Source organism: Serratia sp. TSA_198.1, from assembly GCF_052686505.1.
Window position 1 is genome coordinate 86,271 of the sequence record NZ_JBQZFP010000009.1, and the last position, 15,135, is coordinate 101,405.

Here is a 15,135-nt window from a genome sequence, read left to right on the forward strand (position 1 = left end):
AGTTATTTGATCGGCGGCCAGTAGTCGCGGCAGCAGGCGATCCAGGCCTGGGCGCCGTGCGACAGGTAGTTACCCTGGCGCCAGATGAGCCCTACACGCCATTCCATCCGCGGCTCAAGCGGCAGCCAGATCAGGTTTTCTTTATCCAGCCACTGGCAAACCGGCTCCGGCAGGGTAGCGATGCCGACCCCGGCCTGTACCATCGATGCCAGAAAATCCCACTGCCCGCTACGCACGGCAATCTGCGGTTCAAAACCGGCCAGGCGGAACGCCTTCATCAGCATTTTGTACAGCGAGAAGTCCTCGTTATAAATCAGGATCGGCCAGTTGGCCAATTCGGCGATATCGATGCTGGTGCGGTTAAGCCAGTGCGGCGTACGCGGCGCAACCACGCACATCGGATGGCTCAGCAGCGGCAAGAAAGTCAGCGGTTGATCCAGGTCGACGGGCAATATCGTCATCGCCAGATCCAGTTCTCCGGACATCACCGCCTGCTCGACCGACAACCCGCCCAGCTCGGAAATTTTCAGTTCAATGCCAGGATAGGTCTGGCGAAACTGGCGGATCAAATCTGCTATCTGCCGGCCGACCATTGGCGGGATACCCAGCCGCAACACGCCTTTTTTCACCGAACTGATGTCTTCCAGTTCGGCCTCCAGTTGGCGGAACTCATCCAGGATCGCCAACCCACGCTGGTACACTGCCTGGCCGCTGTCGGTCAGGTGCAGCTTGCGTCCTTCGCGGATCAGCAGCGTACACTCCAACTCTTCTTCCAGATGCCGCAGCATCTTGCTGATGGTCGGCTGGGTGACGAACAGTTTCTCCGCCGCGCGGGTGAAGCTTTGCTGGCGCACGACTTCCACGAAGTAACGCAGGGTGCGGACATCCACGTTGGGCTCTCCTCAGGGCAATACCGGCGGGAAACTATTCCCTGATGGCATGATATTGATGATTTTAATTCATTTCAGGCAAGGTTTCCTGGCCGCGTATACTGCAAGCCTTGAATTTTTTTGAGGTTATCTTCCATGTCATTGGCGTTACGCCGCGCAGCCCCCTCTCTGTTGACCCGCCTGCAGGTGCCGGTTCAGGTTGTTTTGTACGCGGTGCTGTTTCTGATTGCCGACCGGTTGGTAAAGCAATTTCATCTGCCGCTACCCGCCAACATTGTCGGCATGCTGATGTTGCTGGCGCTGATCCTGCTGAGAGTTTTACCGTTGAGCTGGGTCAGGGCCGGTTCACGCTGGCTGCTGGCAGAGATGCTGCTGTTTTTTGTCCCGGCGGTGGTGGCGGTGGTCAACTATGCCCAGTTGCTGATGGTGGAGGGCTGGAAGATTTTTCTGGTGATTGCGATCAGTACCATGCTGACGCTCGGCGCAACCGGGCTGGTGGTCGATCGGGTATACCGTCTAGAGGTTTGGCTGCAGCGGCGGAAACAGCGCGATGAATGATTTTATCCTTAGCCTGGCCTGCTTTCTGGCGACGCTGGCGTTGTACTTCGCCAATAAGAAGCTCTATCGCCGCCATCGCACTCTGCTGCTGATGCCGTTGGTGCTGACCCCCATGATCCTGGTGCTGCTGCTGGTGGTGACGCATATCTCGTATCAGGATTACATCGGTGAAACGCACTGGCTGCTGTGGCTGTTGGGGCCGGCGACTATCGCGTTTGCGGTGCCGGTCTATGAAAACCTGCATATTATCCGCCGCCACTGGCTGTCGCTCACCGCCGGGGTATTGACGGCGGTGCTGGTGGCGGTTTACAGCTCGGTGTGGCTGGCGCGGCTGCTAACGCTGCCTGAAGAGGTACAGCGCAGCCTGGCGGTGCGTTCCATCACCACGCCGTTTGCGCTGGAGGCCGCCAAACAGATGGGGGGCCAGCCGGATTTAGTGGCGTTGTTCGTGGTGATTACCGGAGTATTCGGCATGGCGGTGGGGGACATTCTGTTCCTGCGGCTGGCGGTGCGCAGCAGCCTGGCCAAGGGCGCCGGGCTGGGGGCGTCGTCGCACGGTGCCGGCACGGCGAAAGCCTATGAAATGGGACAGGAAGAAGGCGTGGTTTCCAGCCTGGTGATGATGTTGGCGGGGGTTATCACGGTGATCGCCGCCCCGCTGATTGGCCAACTGATGTGGTAAAGATATTGAGCAATACTACAAGCCCTCGTACGAGGGCTTTTTTTCAGCTGTTAGCCGCGGTTTTAATCAGTTCGACCAGCAGCGGCGACAGCTCATCGCGCAACGCGGCACGTTCGGACTGGAACAGCGTAGCGGCGTAAAAACGGTGCCCCGGCAGCTCTATCGAACGTACGTCGCCTTCGTGGTCATGGCTACTGATAATCAGCGGGTGTTGCTGCAGATCGGCAACGAACTCCGGGTTAACGCCGAAATTGCAGTGGTAGCCTTCATGCGTTTCCAGCTTGCCGTAAGCGCGGGCGACCAGTGTGTCTGGCTGGAAAATAATGTCCCCGCTTTTTTCCACCAGCGAACAGCTCAACGGAGCGATAACCAGCCGGCCGCCGGTATCGGTTTCCGCATGTCCGGCATCGTGCCAGCCCATAACGTTACGAGCGTATTCCACAATCGCATACTGGAAGCCACCGCAGGAGCCGAGGAAGGGGATATTCTGTTCGCGAGCATGGCGAATGGTCATAAAGACGCCGTCGTCATGGTTGTATGGGCTGCCGGGTACCACCCAGATAGCATCATAATCCTGCAATACCGAGGTGTCGGTAAGGGTTTCTGTGGGCAGCCAGTGGGATTGAATATCGACGTTAAGGTGTGCGGCGGTGAGCTGGAGAGCGACGGGGATGGCCTGGTGAGATACGGCCTGGGGTTTGTAGTCACCGACCAGAGCAATGCGGACGTGAGTTTTCATCGTTTCCTTTTCCTGTGCGGGTAAAAAAAGAGGTTACAGCAAAGCCGAAGGGCCGACAGCAGGTTTTTTAAACGCAACGCACAAAAAAGCCCGGCGTTTTGGCCGGGCTGGGAAACAGAATCTGGGCTCAGTACAGTGAGGGCGCACCGATCGGCCGGGTTTTGAAGCGGCGATGCAGCCACATGTACTGCTCCGGTGCCCGCATGATCTCTTTCTCGACCACTTTGTTCATATAGGCTGCCGCCGCGAGCTCATCGCCTATCGGGTAATCTTCCAGGGCAGGCTGGATCAACAGGTCATAGCCGCGGCCTTTCTCGCGACGGATTAATACCACCGGAACCAGTGCCGGCTTGGCCATACGCGCCAGCATAAAGGTGCCGCTGGTGGTGGCGGCCTGATCGACGGCGAATAACGGCGCGAATACGCTGCCTCGTGGGCCGTAGTCTTGGTCCGGAGCGAACCACACGGCTTCACCGCGCTTCAGTGCATGCACCATGCCGCGCAGGTCTTTGCGATCGAGCATCGCCTTGTTGGAGCGCATGCGACCTTTGGTCTGCGCCCATTCCATCGCTTTATTGTTGTGCGGGCGGTACATCGCCATCATGGGCTGGCACAGCCCCATAGCACGGCCGCCCAGCTCCAGCGACATAAAGTGCACGCCAATCACCAGCACGCCACGTTCATTCTGCTGCGCCATTTTCAGGTGATTGATGCCGGAGACGTTGAACCAGCGTTTGACGCGTTTATCTGACCAGAACCAGGCCATACCGGTTTCCAGCAGACCCATGCCGAGGGATTCGAAATTGCCGATCACTTTGCGCTCGCGTTGCGCCTCGTCCATATCCGGGAAGCACAGCTCCAGGTTACGGCGGGTAATGGCGACGCGGCGTTTCAGGAAACGCATCGAGGTGCGGCCCATCCATATGCCGAGCTTGTGCAGCAGCGGGTAAGGCAGTTGAACCAGCAGGAACAAAATGGCCAGGCCGAACCAGGTAAACCAGTAGCGCGGGTGCAGCAGGGCCGAACGGAATTCTTGTGGACGCTTCATATCAACTCATTTATGCAGTAGGGGGCAGCAACCTGTAACGCATAAAGGATCCACTCAATTGCGATACGACTACTAAGACACCCAGACATCATTATGGTTTAGCCAGATTCCATAATTGACTAAATCTTTACACTCGAAGGGGCGGTTCGCGCTGCTATCAGGCTTCGGAAGGATGGCTGTAGGCCAGCGAAGGCGGCTCCAGGAATGCGTATTGTATCACACAATACGGGTTACGAAGGAAGAGGAGTAGACGAATATTCTCATTCGCATTACGCCGGCGCTGATGCGGTGTAAAGACAAAGAAAAAGGCGCTTATCAAATGAGATAAAGCGCCTTTTTTCAACAACCTGACTGACTAGTATCAGTTCATGCCGTATTTTTTCAATTTCTTACGCAGCGTACCGCGGTTGATGCCCATCATCAGAGCAGCACGGGTTTGGTTGCCACGGGTGTATTGCATCACCATGTCCAACAGTGGCTGTTCAACTTCAGCCAAAACCAGCTCATACAAGTCATTAACGTCCTGACCATTCAGTTGAGCAAAATAGTTCTTCAGTGCTTGTTTAACCGAGTCACGCAGAGGCTTTTGAGTCACTTGATCCTGTGAGTTCACGGTAGAAACGGTCAGTACGTCAGAATTTACGCGTTGTTCGAACATAGTTCTGTCAGCTCTTTTTTGTTACGCAAGATTTTCGAAATATGCCTCCAACGCCTCCAGCTGTTCGCTGGCATCCTCTATGGCGTTGAATGTGCGCCGAAACTGGTCATTCGGGGCGTGTTCCTGTAGATACCAGGACACGTGCTTACGAGCAATCCGGAATCCCTTGCCTTGGCCATAAAAGCCGTGCAATTCCCGAATATGCCCTATCAACAAGCGCTTAACCTCGCCAAGCGGCAAAGGCGGCAGCAACTCCCCAGTGTCCAGATAATGCTGGATTTCCCGGAAGATCCAGGGTCTCCCCTGAGCAGCGCGGCCTATCATCAGGGCATCGGCCCCGGTGTAGTCGAGCACTGCTCTGGCTTTATGCGGGTCAGTAATATCCCCATTCGCGATAATCGGAATGGAAACACTCTGCTTAACTGCCCGAATGCTGTCGTACTCCGCGTTGCCGTTGAACAGGCAGGCACGGGTTCGGCCATGAATAGTCAGGGCCTGTATACCACAGTCTTCGGCCAGTTGGGCAATCTCTACACAGTTACGGTGTTCTGGCTCCCAGCCGGTGCGAATCTTAAGCGTTACCGGCACATCCACTGCGTTAACCACCGCGTGGAGGATCTGTTTAACCAGATCCGGGTACTGCAGCAACGCAGACCCTGCAAGCTTCCGGTTCACTTTTTTGGCCGGGCATCCCATATTGATGTCGATGATCTGTGCGCCGCCGGCCACGTTAATCCGCGCCGCGGCAGCCATATCATCGGGATCGCATCCGGCAATCTGCACGGAACGGATCCCAGGTTCATCGCTATGTACCATACGCAGACGCGACTTATCCGTCCGCCATACCTCCGGATTGGAGGAGAGCATTTCGGATACAGCCATCCCAGCACCCATTGCATGACATAGGGTTCTAAACGGGCGATCTGTAATGCCGGCCATAGGGGCCGCAATCAAGCAATTTGTAAGCTGGTGGTGTCCAATGCGCATAGACAAAGAGTAACCATACTGTGTCCGCAAGGGCGCGTATATTACGCATTTTTGCGTTGAGATGAAAGGCCAAACTTTGACCAATTTGCCGTTATCGGGCAGAGAAAAGGGGCTGCGTCAGGTTTCATAAAAATATTGTATATATTTTACAATGAGTTGACTTTAATCGATTGTTTTTCGCACAATAAAATATTCCCGACACAACAGAATTTTATCTGTAATCAGCGCGGATTCCACTGGAGAACGGTATCAATATACGGTGTTTATCAGGGTATTCCGTTGAGAATAGGCTGAATTACGCTTAACCGACTGAACAGGTGTTTATTCGCCGCCGGTGGTCAAAACCGGCGGTGAAGCCCTGCGGATGCCCTTAGTCGATGATGACCCGGCCATTCAGCGGCTGTATCGGGCGGTTGTTCGCATGCCGGACTACGTTCTTGAATTGAGCAATCTGTTCGGCCGACGCGCTGACCGGTTTATCCAGCACCATCCAGCTAACGCCTTCGGAGCAGGGGGGCGTGGTCAGCGAACCGCTGAAGCGATAGAAGTTAAACTGCTTCGGCAGCAGGGCCTGGATATCCAGCGGAGCACTCAGCACCGCGGTTTGATTGACGGCAGTCGGTATCTGTTGCCACGCCTTCGCCAGTTGCGCGTTTGCCTTGCCTGGCTGGAACATCAACGCCAGCACCGCCAGTTCGCCGTCTTTGCCTTTATAAACAAAGTGGGCTTCCAACGGGAACTGTTTGCCGTCAATTTCGTTTTCGCTTGGGGCGTGGAAGTGGAACTGCTGCAGCGTGAAGGTGCTGCTATCCAGCACCAATGTATTGCCGCCGCTGACGTTGACCTGCAGGGTGTGACCGTTGTTGACGATCTGCTGCTTGCCTGGCTGGAATGCCAACTGCAATTGGGCGTGATGGGTTTCCAGGGCGCCTTTGATATTGATCGGCGACTGATTCTTACCGGTTTCGCACAGCGAAAAGTCTGGGGAAAGTTTGCCCCAGTGCGCCGGATCTTCCTGGCCGTCATAGCCCCAATGCGCCTGTTCAGCCGCAGTGACCGCAAAACTGCCGGCTAAAAGCGCGGCAATCAATAAGTGACCTTTCATGTTAACTCCCTTTAAAAACGACGGTGTGAGGTTTGTTTGAAGAGTCGCCGTCGCCTCTGTGGGCGTTGGCGTCACGGGGAAGAGAATACACCTACTAATAGTAGGTATAAATCGGTCAGGCGAGAGGGAAATAAAAAAATCCACCGGAAGGGAGTAACTTCCGATGGATTTTTGCATGAAAGGGCGGTGTGATTAGTTACGCTGGCCGGTGATGCGGCACCATTCTTCGCGCTCTGCGACCGGATCGAGCGTGAATTTATCTTCGTAGGCTTCCGCTACGCTTGCCGCCTGGGTGGCCAGCACGCCGGACAGGCCCAGATAGCCGCCGGACTTCGGCAGGCAGCCGATCAGCGGCGCCAGCTCGCGCAAGGGGCCGGCCAGGATGTTGGCGACCACGACGTCTGCCAGCAGGTCGGCCGGTTGGTCTTTCGGCAGATACAACTCCAGACGCTCTGAAACGCCGTTACGCTGCGCATTGTCGCGGCTGGCCTGAATGGCTTGGGGATCGATATCGATGCCGATGGCGCGCTCTGCACCGAGCTTCAGTGCGGCAATCGCCAGAATGCCGGAACCGCAACCGAAGTCGATAATGGTTTTTCCGGTCAGATCGAGGCCGTCCAGCCACTGCAGGCACAGCGCGGTAGTCGGATGGGTGCCGGTACCGAACGCCAGGCCGGGGTCGAGCATCACGTTGACCGCGTCCGGATCGGGCACGTCGCGCCAGCTCGGGCAGATCCACAGACGCTCGCCAAAGCGCATCGGGTGGAAGTTATCCATCCACTCGCGTTCCCAGTCCTTGTCTTCCAGCTGTTCAATCTTGTGGCGGAAACCGGCGCCCAGCAGCGGATGCTGTTCCAGTATCGCCACCACTTCTGCCATGTCGGTTTCCGCGTCGTACAGCCCGATCACGTCGGTATCGCCCCACAGCAGGGTTTCACCCGGCAGCGGCTCGAACACCGGATTGTCGTGGGTGTCCTGGAAGGTTACCGATACCGCGCCGCTTTCAACCAGCGCGTCGCTCAGGTCTTCCGCCTGGCTGCCGGTGGTGTTCAGTTTTAGTTGGATCCAAGGCATAGCAATTCTCTTTAAGAGGGTAATGATGACGTCACCCGGCGCTTTTCGCCGACGACGTTACCGATATAAAACGCCAGCAGGCTGAGTAACAACGAAGGCACGATGGGGTGCAACCCCGCCAACTGCAGCTTGAAGCTGGCCAATAGCGTATAGCATACCGCACCCGTCACCATTGAGCTAAGCGCTCCCTGCGCGTTGGCGCGTTCCCAGTACAGGCCAAGCACCAGCGGCCACAGGAAGACCGCTTCCAGGCCACCAAACGCCAGCAGGTTCAGCCAGATGATCATTTCCGGTGGCCGCCAGGCCGCCAGTAGCACCAGCAGACCAAGGATCAACGTGGTGAGGCTGGAGAAACGCTTGATCAACCTTTCGTTCTGCATTTGCTGCGGGCGCACGCCAAGATAGAGATCTTTGACGATAGTGGCGGAAGATTGCAGCAGTTGGGCATTAATCGTCGACATGATTGCCGCCATCGGTGCGGCCAGGAAAATGCCGGCGGCGTACGGCGGCAGCACGGTGATCATCAGAGTCGGGATCACCTGATCGGGGATCTTCAGATCCGGCAACACCGCGCGGCCCAGCGCGCCGGCCAGATGCATGCCGAACATCAACACCGCCACCACCATGGTGCCGAGGATAATGCCGCGATGCACCGCTTTGCTGTCCTTGTATGAGATGCAACGCACCGCAGTGTGCGGCAGGCCAATCACGCCAAAGCACACCAGGATCCAGAACGATGCCATAAAGGGCAGACTGAGGATCTGCTCTCCGCCCTGCGGCGATACCAGCGCCGGGTCGATCTGCTGCAGTTTGTCCACCGCGCTGTGCAGGCCGCCGGCAGCGTGGATCACCGCAACCAGCAGCAGCACGGTGCCAAGCAGCATCACCAGCCCTTGCATGGCGTCATTGAGCACGCTGGCGCGGAAGCCGCCAAAGGCGGTATACAGCGCGATGCTGATGCCGAAAATCAGCAAGCCGGTGTCGTAAGGGATACCGGCAGCGGTTTCCAGCAGGCGCGCACCACCGATAAATTGCACCGTCATGGCGCCCAGGAAAGCCACCAGCAGGCTGAGGCTGGCCAACCATACCAACAGGCGGCTTTGATAGCGGCCGTACAGCATGTCGTTCAGGGTGATGGCGTTATACCGGCGTGCCAAAATGGCGAACTTTTTGCCCAGCACGCCGAGCGACAACCACACCGCAGGCAGCTGGATCATGGCCAGCAGCACCCAGCCCAGGCCGTATTTGTAGGCGGCGCCGGGGCCACCGATAAACGAACTGGCGCTGATATAGGTGGCGGTCAGCGTCATGGCCAGCACAAAGCCGCCCATTGACCGGTTACCGAGGAAATATTCGCTGAGGAAGTTACCGCTCTGACGCCGGCTGTAAGCATATACCGACAGGCCGAACACCAGCAGCAGATAAGCGATCAACGGCAGGATCACTTCAGTTTGCATCGCCATCCTCCAGCGAAATATCGCGGAACACGCCGCGTACCATCAGCCAGCACAGGCCGATAAACAGCAGAGGCACCAGCAGGCACGCCATTTCGAACCAGTGCGGCAGGCCGGTGATGCCGGCATCGTTGTCCGGCAGATAGGCCGCCAGCGACCAGGCCAGCAGATAGAGCAGCGTCAGCACCAGCGCCCAGCGCGCTTCGCGGTGTGCTTGAATAAAGCGTTTGTCCATCAGTGTCTCCCACAGGTTTAGGGTGAGGGATGTATCAAAGGTAGGGAATTTTACGGCATGTCGGCGTTTTGCCAAGCCGTTACTTGCCTGAAACGAAAAAGAAAAAGGCCGGTGATTAACCGGCCTTCTGTCAGGCAATGCGAGTAGCCTGTCTTAGGTTTCCTGCAGACCCAGCTTTTTCTCCAGGTAGTGGATGTTGGTGCCACCGTGCTGGAAGTTTTCGTCGCTCATGATCTTTTGCTGCAGTTCAACGTTGGTTTTGATGCCATCGATGATCAGCTCAGCCAGGGCATTCTTCATGCGGGCAATGGCCACGTCACGGTTTTCACCGTAAGTGATCAGTTTGCCGATCATGGAATCATAGTACGGCGGTACGGTATAACCGGCGTAAATATGAGATTCCCAACGCACGCCGAAACCGCCTGGCGCATGGAAACGGGTGATCTTGCCCGGGCTTGGCAGGAAGGTGTTCGCGTCTTCGGCATTGATACGGCATTCCACCGCGTGGCCGTGAACCTTCACTTCGTCTTGTTTGATCGACAGCGGCTGACCGGCAGCGATGCGCAGCTGCTCTTTGATCAGATCCACGCCGGTGATCATTTCGGTCACCGGATGTTCAACCTGAATACGGGTGTTCATTTCGATGAAATAGAACTCGCCGTTTTCATACAGGAACTCGAAGGTGCCTGCACCGCGATAACCGATTTCCACACAGGCCTTCGAGCAACGCTCGCCGATGTAACGGCGCATTTCGCTGGTGATGCCCGGTGCCGGAGCTTCTTCAACCACTTTCTGGTGGCGGCGCTGCATGGAGCAGTCGCGCTCGGCCAGATAGATGGCGTTACCCTGGCCGTCCGCCAAAACCTGAATTTCGATATGACGTGGGTTTTCCAGGTATTTCTCCATGTAAACCATGTCATTGTTGAACGCCGCTTTGGCTTCAGCTTTGGTCATGGCAATGGATTGCTCGAGATCTTTGTCGCTGCGCACGACGCGCATGCCACGGCCGCCGCCGCCGCCGGACGCCTTGATGATCACCGGGTAGCCGATGCGCTTGGCGAAGGCACGGTTTTTATCCATGTCGTCGGTCAGCGGGCCATCGGAGCCTGGAACGCAAGGCACGCCGGCTTTCTTCATGGCGTTGATCGCAGAAACCTTGTCGCCCATCAGGCGGATGGTTTCGGCTTTCGGGCCGATGAAGATAAAGCCGGAGCGCTCGATCTGCTCGGCGAAATCGGCGTTTTCGGACAGGAAGCCGTAGCCCGGGTGGATCGCCACTGCGCCGGTGATTTCCGCCGCAGAGATGATGGCCGGGATGTTCAAATAGCTTTTTACCGAGGGCGCAGGACCAATACAGACGGTCTCGTCAGCCAGCAGTACGTGTTTCAGATCGCGATCGGCTGTGGAGTGCACGGCAACGGTTTTGATGCCTAGCTCTTTACAAGCACGCAGGATACGAAGCGCGATCTCGCCGCGGTTGGCGATAACAATTTTATCAAGCATGTTCGCCTCGTTATTCGATGACGACCAGTGGCTCGTCAAATTCAACCGGTTGGCCGTTTTCTACCAGAATAGCTTTAACAACGCCGGATTTGTCCGCTTCGATCTGGTTCATCATTTTCATGGCTTCAACGATGCACAGAGTGTCGCCGGCGTTCACTTTCTGGCCGACTTCGATGAAGGCTTTCGCATCCGGGCTTGGCGTGCGGTAGAAAGTGCCGACCATTGGAGAACGAACGATGTGGCCACTCATGGCCGCTGGTGCTGCCGGGGTTTCTGCGGCAGGCGCGCTGGCAACGGCGCTAGCCAGAGCTGGCTGCGGCTGAGGCTGCATGGCATAGGCCTGTGGCATCATTGGGTAAGCCTGCACCGGAGCGGCACGGCTGATGCGAACCGACTCTTCGCCTTCAGAGATTTCCAGTTCAGAAATGCCTGATTCTTCAACCAGTTCGATCAGTTTCTTGATTTTACGAATATCCATGAGTGTGATTCCGTACTCTTTTTGCGTAGCAATTAGTGGGTTTTTGACAGACGGTTAACCGCTGCCTGTAAAGCAAATGTGTAGCCATCCGCGCCGAGGCCGCAAATCACGCCTACCGCAACATCGGAGAGGTAGGAATGATGGCGGAAAGGCTCGCGGGCGTGCACATTGGAGAGGTGGATCTCGATAAACGGGATCTGCACCGCCAGCAATGCATCGCGCAGCGCCACGCTGGTATGCGTGAACGCGGCAGGGTTGATCAGAATAAAATCCGTGTTGCCGCGTGCCTGATGTATGCGATCGATCAGCTGATACTCGGCGTTGGATTGCAGATGGCTCAGGGTGATATCCAGCGCAGATGCCTGGTTTTCCAATCCGTTAACGATCTCTGTCAGCGTCGTGCTGCCGTACTTCTCCGGCTCACGCGTCCCCAGCAGATTCAGATTGGGGCCGTTTAGAAGCAAAATGTGAGACTTGTCTGCCATTGTGCTGGTATCTCCGGCAATAAAACCATCATCGTAGAAAATAACCCGATGTCACCGATTTGTCACCTGTTAAGGGGGAAATTCACCCTGTGAACAGGTGCAAGGCCGGGCATTATAACGATATCGTAGCAATTCGCAGCTAAATACTGGTCTTATCAGCGAAGATATTCAACCCTAAATCAGCAAACTGACGATGGCGTTATCGCATTATGAGGGATAGAACACAGAAAAGTTCCGCCCTTTAACGCCACCAATTGCGGAATTTCTTGTATCGCAGCGCCAGCAGCAGTATAGCCAACAGGGCGTAAATGAAAGGCTGCGGCGAAAAAGTTTTTACCGACCACAGGTAGTGAATCGGTGCCAGTATCGCCGCCAGATAGACGAAGTTATGCAATGTCTGCCATTTGGCGCCCAGTTTGCGCATGGCCCACAGCGTAGAGGTGGCAGCCAGCGCCAGCAGAATCAGCCAACTGATAATGCCGAGTGTCAGATAAGGACGAGTCACCAGCTCGCGCCCCAGAAGACCGATATTGCTCAGCCCCAACTCAAGCGTCGAATAGCTTATCAGATGCAGCGTGCCCCAGGCAAAACACCACAACCCCACCAGGCGGCGGCAGCGGATCAGCAGCGGTTGGCGGGCATAGCGCGCCAGCGGGGCTATCATCAGGGTCGCCAACAGCAGTTTCAGCGTCATCCTGCCGGTAAAATGCTGAATATCCTTGGCCGGATCGGCGCTGAACCAGCCCTGATCCACCGCCAGCACCAGCCAGAGAAAAGGCAGGAATGCCGCCAGATAAATGGCGACCTTGATCCCTTTGATGTGAGTCGGAGTTAAACGCACTTAGAAATTCTCCCGCAGGTCCATTCCGCGATACAGCGACGCCACCTGATCGGCATAGCCGTTGAACAGCAGCGTCGGCTGACGTTTGACATCCAGAATGCCGCCGGAGCCGATAAAACGCTCGGTCGCCTGCGACCAGCGCGGATGATCGACGTGCGGGTTCACGTTGGCGTAGAAACCGTATTCATTTGGTGCGGACTCATTCCAGGTCGTCGGCGGTTGATCGCGCACCAGGCGAATATGGACAATCGATTTAATGCCTTTAAAACCGTATTTCCATGGGGTGATCAGCCGCAGCGGCGCGCCATTTTGCGGCGGCAGCGTTTTGCCGTACACGCCAACGGTCAGCAGCGCCAGCGGGTTCATGGCCTCATCCAGACGCAGTCCTTCGACATACGGGTACTTCAGGCCGCCGCCGATAAAACGATCCTTCTGGCCCGGCATCTGTTCCGGATCGTACAGCGTCTGGAAGGCGACATAGCGCGCATTGCTGTTCGGCTCCGCCAGTTTGATGAGTTTACCCAGCTCAAAGCCAATCCAGGGGACGACCATCGACCAGGCCTCCACGCAGCGCATGCGGTAGATGCGCTGTTCCAGTGGGAAGCGTTTGATCAAATCATCGATATCCAGCGTGATGGGTTTACCGACTTCACCGTCGATGCGCACCTTCCAGCCTTCGGTTTTCAATCCCCCGGCATTGGCGGCGGGATCGGCCTTATCGAGACCGAATTCGTAGAAATTGTTGTAACCGGAAACCTTGTCTTCAGGCGTCATGGCCAGTTGCGCCTGCCAGGCGGGCGGCTTGCTGAACGCCAGCGGCTTGCCCGCCGGAGCTTTGGGCCGATCGTTACCTTTGAACCATGACAACACATCGGCCTGCGCATTAAGCGGCAGCGCCAAGGACGCGGCGGTGATACCTAACGCCTGCAGCACTTTGCGCCGCTGATAAAACACGCTCTCGGGCGTGACGTCGGCCTCGGTCAATTTTGGGGATTTGCTCATGGTGTTTTTCTCCGCATTTTTACCCGTCGCCTTGCAAAATGGGGCGTTCAAAGCTGTGCCGGTCAGACTGACTGTAGAGGCCGCGTATATTCGCCCCGATGAACGCGGGTGCAGTAGCCGCGCCCCTGCAATACGCTGGGGTATATAAAGGTAAGCATGGCGTGAAAGCAGGGCTTATGCGAGAGGTGGCAGGAAAATATGAAATTTCGCAGAGCGGTTTCCCCCCGTCGCCGGGGGGCGAGAAGATTTAGCGGATCTTCACCAGCGTGCGGCCGGTGACTTGGTTATCCAGCAACGCTGCGGCGGTGGCCGGCGCCTGTTCCAGCGTAATTTCCTGCGTGGCCTGCTGGTAGAAGCTGTCCGGCAGGATACCGGCCAGGCGTTCCCAGGCGGTTTGGCGGCGGTGCAGCGGGGCGTGTACCGAGTCCACACCCTGCAGGCGTACGTTGCGCAGAATAAACGGCATCACCGTGGTTGGCAGGTGGTAACCGCCGGCCAACCCGCAAGCGGCGACGACGCCGTTGTAGTTCATCTGCGCCAGCACTCGCGCCAACAGGGTGTCGCCGACGGTATCTATCGCACCGGCCCACAGCTGTTTCTCCAGCGGACGCGGCGCTTCCAGGTAGCCGCTACGCGACAGCACCTCTTTGGCGCCCAGCGCTTTCAGGTAGTCGACGTTGCTTTCGCGGCCGCTGATCGCGGTGACGTGATAGCCCAGGGCCGTAAGAATGGCGATTGCCGCGCTGCCAACGCCGCCGCTGGCGCCGGTCACCAGAATGTCGCCGTCATCCGGATGTACGCCGCCTTCCTCCAGCGCCATCACGCATAGCATGGCGGTAAAGCCGGCAGTGCCGAGGATCATCGCTTTACGCTCATCCAACCCGTGCGGCAGCGGCACCAGCCATTCGCCGGATACCCGCGCCTGTTCTGCCAGGCCGCCCCAGTGATTCTCGCCGACGCCCCAGCCGGTGAGCACCACGCTCTGGCCCTCTTTAAAGCGCGGGTCTCGGCTGTCACGCACCGTGCCGGCGAAGTCGATGCCCGGCACCATAGGAAACTGGCGGATGATCTTGCCTTTGCCGGTGATCGCGAGCGCATCTTTATAGTTAAGGCTGGACCAGTTGACATCGATCGTCACATCGCCATCGGGCAGTTGATCGCTGTTGATGTCTTTGATGTGCGCCAAAGTTTGCCCGTCTTGTTGTTCCAATAACAGTGCACGCATGTCACTCTTCCTCTCGTTATCATTTTTTGCCATATATGGCTGAATCAGACTTATTTGACTATATGCTTACTAAGACGCTTATGTCCTGATAAAGGGCAAAAAATGACGTTTTAAGGTTTCCTTCTCAGGCCGGGCTTGATAGGTTGAGCGGCACGATTTACTGCCTGATGT

17 protein-coding genes are annotated in these 15,135 nt (G+C 56.8%); 2 read left to right on the top strand and 15 right to left on the bottom strand.

Annotated elements, in window-relative coordinates; translation table 11 throughout:
- Positions 1–2: 2 nt before the first annotated feature.
- The gene (locus ACUTSW_RS23690) at positions 3–890 is read right to left on the bottom strand and encodes a LysR substrate-binding domain-containing protein (protein ID WP_445585498.1); all 888 of its coding nucleotides are present in this window, start codon (positions 888–890) and stop codon (positions 3–5) included.
- Positions 891–1,025: 135 nt separating this feature from the next.
- Here ACUTSW_RS23690 and ACUTSW_RS23695 point away from each other — a divergent pair, with 135 nt between their 5' ends.
- Positions 1,026–1,448, top strand: a complete 423-nt coding sequence (locus ACUTSW_RS23695) for a CidA/LrgA family protein (protein ID WP_037433711.1) — start codon at positions 1,026–1,028, stop codon at positions 1,446–1,448.
- Positions 1,441–2,130: an LrgB family protein gene (locus ACUTSW_RS23700; RefSeq protein WP_004948704.1), complete on the top strand. Its 690-nt coding sequence runs from the start codon at positions 1,441–1,443 to the stop codon at positions 2,128–2,130. The genes ACUTSW_RS23695 and ACUTSW_RS23700 overlap by 8 nt, the downstream gene beginning before the upstream one ends.
- Before the next feature lie 43 nt (positions 2,131–2,173).
- On the opposite strand, the gene ACUTSW_RS23705 is transcribed toward ACUTSW_RS23700, so the two are convergent.
- The 14 genes from ACUTSW_RS23705 to acuI all read right to left on the bottom strand — a co-directional run bounded on the left by ACUTSW_RS23705 (position 2,174) and on the right by acuI (position 14,964).
- Positions 2,174–2,869, bottom strand: coding sequence for a CTP synthase C-terminal region-related (seleno)protein (locus ACUTSW_RS23705; RefSeq protein WP_062868857.1), 696 nt, complete (start codon positions 2,867–2,869; stop codon positions 2,174–2,176).
- 127 nt (positions 2,870–2,996) lie between these two features.
- Entirely contained in the window at positions 2,997–3,917 is a 921-nt protein-coding gene (gene lpxP, locus ACUTSW_RS23710; RefSeq protein ID WP_063202311.1) for a kdo(2)-lipid IV(A) palmitoleoyltransferase, read from the bottom strand.
- 361 nt (positions 3,918–4,278) lie between these two features.
- Positions 4,279–4,575 carry a DNA-binding transcriptional regulator Fis gene (gene fis, locus ACUTSW_RS23715; protein ID WP_000462905.1) on the bottom strand — a complete coding sequence of 99 codons (297 nt, stop codon included), beginning with the start codon at positions 4,573–4,575 and terminating at the stop codon, positions 4,279–4,281.
- 21 nt (positions 4,576–4,596) lie between these two features.
- The gene (dusB, locus tag ACUTSW_RS23720) at positions 4,597–5,562 is read right to left on the bottom strand and encodes a tRNA dihydrouridine synthase DusB (RefSeq protein WP_063203023.1); all 966 of its coding nucleotides are present in this window, start codon (positions 5,560–5,562) and stop codon (positions 4,597–4,599) included.
- Positions 5,563–5,932: 370 nt separating this feature from the next.
- A complete protein-coding gene (locus ACUTSW_RS23725) occupies positions 5,933–6,667 on the bottom strand; it encodes a carbonic anhydrase (protein ID WP_445585499.1) in 735 nt (244 codons plus the stop codon).
- 192 nt (positions 6,668–6,859) lie between these two features.
- The gene (prmA, locus tag ACUTSW_RS23730; protein ID WP_004948683.1) at positions 6,860–7,741 is read right to left on the bottom strand and encodes a 50S ribosomal protein L11 methyltransferase; all 882 of its coding nucleotides are present in this window, start codon (positions 7,739–7,741) and stop codon (positions 6,860–6,862) included.
- 11 nt (positions 7,742–7,752) lie between these two features.
- Positions 7,753–9,198 carry a sodium/pantothenate symporter gene (gene panF / locus ACUTSW_RS23735; RefSeq protein WP_004948678.1) on the bottom strand — a complete coding sequence of 482 codons (1,446 nt, stop codon included), beginning with the start codon at positions 9,196–9,198 and terminating at the stop codon, positions 7,753–7,755.
- The gene (locus tag ACUTSW_RS23740) at positions 9,188–9,430 is read right to left on the bottom strand and encodes a YhdT family protein (RefSeq protein WP_063203017.1); all 243 of its coding nucleotides are present in this window, start codon (positions 9,428–9,430) and stop codon (positions 9,188–9,190) included. Before ACUTSW_RS23740 ends, panF begins: the two co-directional genes overlap by 11 nt.
- Positions 9,431–9,583: 153 nt before the next feature.
- Entirely contained in the window at positions 9,584–10,933 is a 1,350-nt protein-coding gene (gene accC / locus ACUTSW_RS23745; protein ID WP_004948672.1) for an acetyl-CoA carboxylase biotin carboxylase subunit, read from the bottom strand.
- A 10-nt stretch (positions 10,934–10,943) separates the two neighbouring features.
- On the bottom strand, positions 10,944–11,411 hold the full coding sequence (gene accB / locus ACUTSW_RS23750; protein WP_062868854.1) for an acetyl-CoA carboxylase biotin carboxyl carrier protein: 468 nt from the start codon (positions 11,409–11,411) through the stop codon (positions 10,944–10,946).
- A gap of 32 nt (positions 11,412–11,443) precedes the next feature.
- On the bottom strand, positions 11,444–11,896 hold the full coding sequence (gene aroQ / locus ACUTSW_RS23755) for a type II 3-dehydroquinate dehydratase (RefSeq protein WP_004948665.1): 453 nt from the start codon (positions 11,894–11,896) through the stop codon (positions 11,444–11,446).
- Positions 11,897–12,137: 241 nt separating this feature from the next.
- Positions 12,138–12,737: a protein-methionine-sulfoxide reductase heme-binding subunit MsrQ gene (gene msrQ / locus ACUTSW_RS23760; protein ID WP_004948663.1), complete on the bottom strand. Its 600-nt coding sequence runs from the start codon at positions 12,735–12,737 to the stop codon at positions 12,138–12,140.
- Positions 12,738–13,739, bottom strand: coding sequence for a protein-methionine-sulfoxide reductase catalytic subunit MsrP (msrP, locus tag ACUTSW_RS23765; protein ID WP_004948661.1), 1,002 nt, complete (start codon positions 13,737–13,739; stop codon positions 12,738–12,740).
- Positions 13,740–13,986: 247 nt separating this feature from the next.
- Positions 13,987–14,964, bottom strand: a complete 978-nt coding sequence (gene acuI / locus ACUTSW_RS23770) for an acrylyl-CoA reductase (NADPH) (RefSeq protein ID WP_020439877.1) — start codon at positions 14,962–14,964, stop codon at positions 13,987–13,989.
- Between the last annotated feature and the right edge of the window lie 171 nt (positions 14,965–15,135).

What these genes read in the sequence shown, in the direction of transcription:
- accC (WP_004948672.1), bottom strand. Translation starts at nt 10,933, where the DNA reads ATGCTTGATAAAATTGTTATCGCCAACCGCGGCGAGATCGCGCTTCGT.
- ACUTSW_RS23725 (WP_445585499.1), bottom strand. Translation starts at nt 6,667, where the DNA reads ATGAAAGGTCACTTATTGATTGCCGCGCTTTTAGCCGGCAGTTTTGCG.
- dusB (WP_063203023.1), bottom strand. Translation starts at nt 5,562, where the DNA reads ATGCGCATTGGACACCACCAGCTTACAAATTGCTTGATTGCGGCCCCT.
- ACUTSW_RS23740 (WP_063203017.1), bottom strand. Translation starts at nt 9,430, where the DNA reads ATGGACAAACGCTTTATTCAAGCACACCGCGAAGCGCGCTGGGCGCTG.
- lpxP (WP_063202311.1), bottom strand. Translation starts at nt 3,917, where the DNA reads ATGAAGCGTCCACAAGAATTCCGTTCGGCCCTGCTGCACCCGCGCTAC.
- acuI (WP_020439877.1), bottom strand. Translation starts at nt 14,964, where the DNA reads ATGCGTGCACTGTTATTGGAACAACAAGACGGGCAAACTTTGGCGCAC.
- aroQ (WP_004948665.1), bottom strand. Translation starts at nt 11,896, where the DNA reads ATGGCAGACAAGTCTCACATTTTGCTTCTAAACGGCCCCAATCTGAAT.
- fis (WP_000462905.1), bottom strand. Translation starts at nt 4,575, where the DNA reads ATGTTCGAACAACGCGTAAATTCTGACGTACTGACCGTTTCTACCGTG.
- accB (WP_062868854.1), bottom strand. Translation starts at nt 11,411, where the DNA reads ATGGATATTCGTAAAATCAAGAAACTGATCGAACTGGTTGAAGAATCA.
- msrP (WP_004948661.1), bottom strand. Translation starts at nt 13,739, where the DNA reads ATGAGCAAATCCCCAAAATTGACCGAGGCCGACGTCACGCCCGAGAGC.
- ACUTSW_RS23700 (WP_004948704.1), top strand. Translation starts at nt 1,441, where the DNA reads ATGAATGATTTTATCCTTAGCCTGGCCTGCTTTCTGGCGACGCTGGCG.
- prmA (WP_004948683.1), bottom strand. Translation starts at nt 7,741, where the DNA reads ATGCCTTGGATCCAACTAAAACTGAACACCACCGGCAGCCAGGCGGAA.
- ACUTSW_RS23695 (WP_037433711.1), top strand. Translation starts at nt 1,026, where the DNA reads ATGTCATTGGCGTTACGCCGCGCAGCCCCCTCTCTGTTGACCCGCCTG.
- ACUTSW_RS23705 (WP_062868857.1), bottom strand. Translation starts at nt 2,869, where the DNA reads ATGAAAACTCACGTCCGCATTGCTCTGGTCGGTGACTACAAACCCCAG.
- panF (WP_004948678.1), bottom strand. Translation starts at nt 9,198, where the DNA reads ATGCAAACTGAAGTGATCCTGCCGTTGATCGCTTATCTGCTGCTGGTG.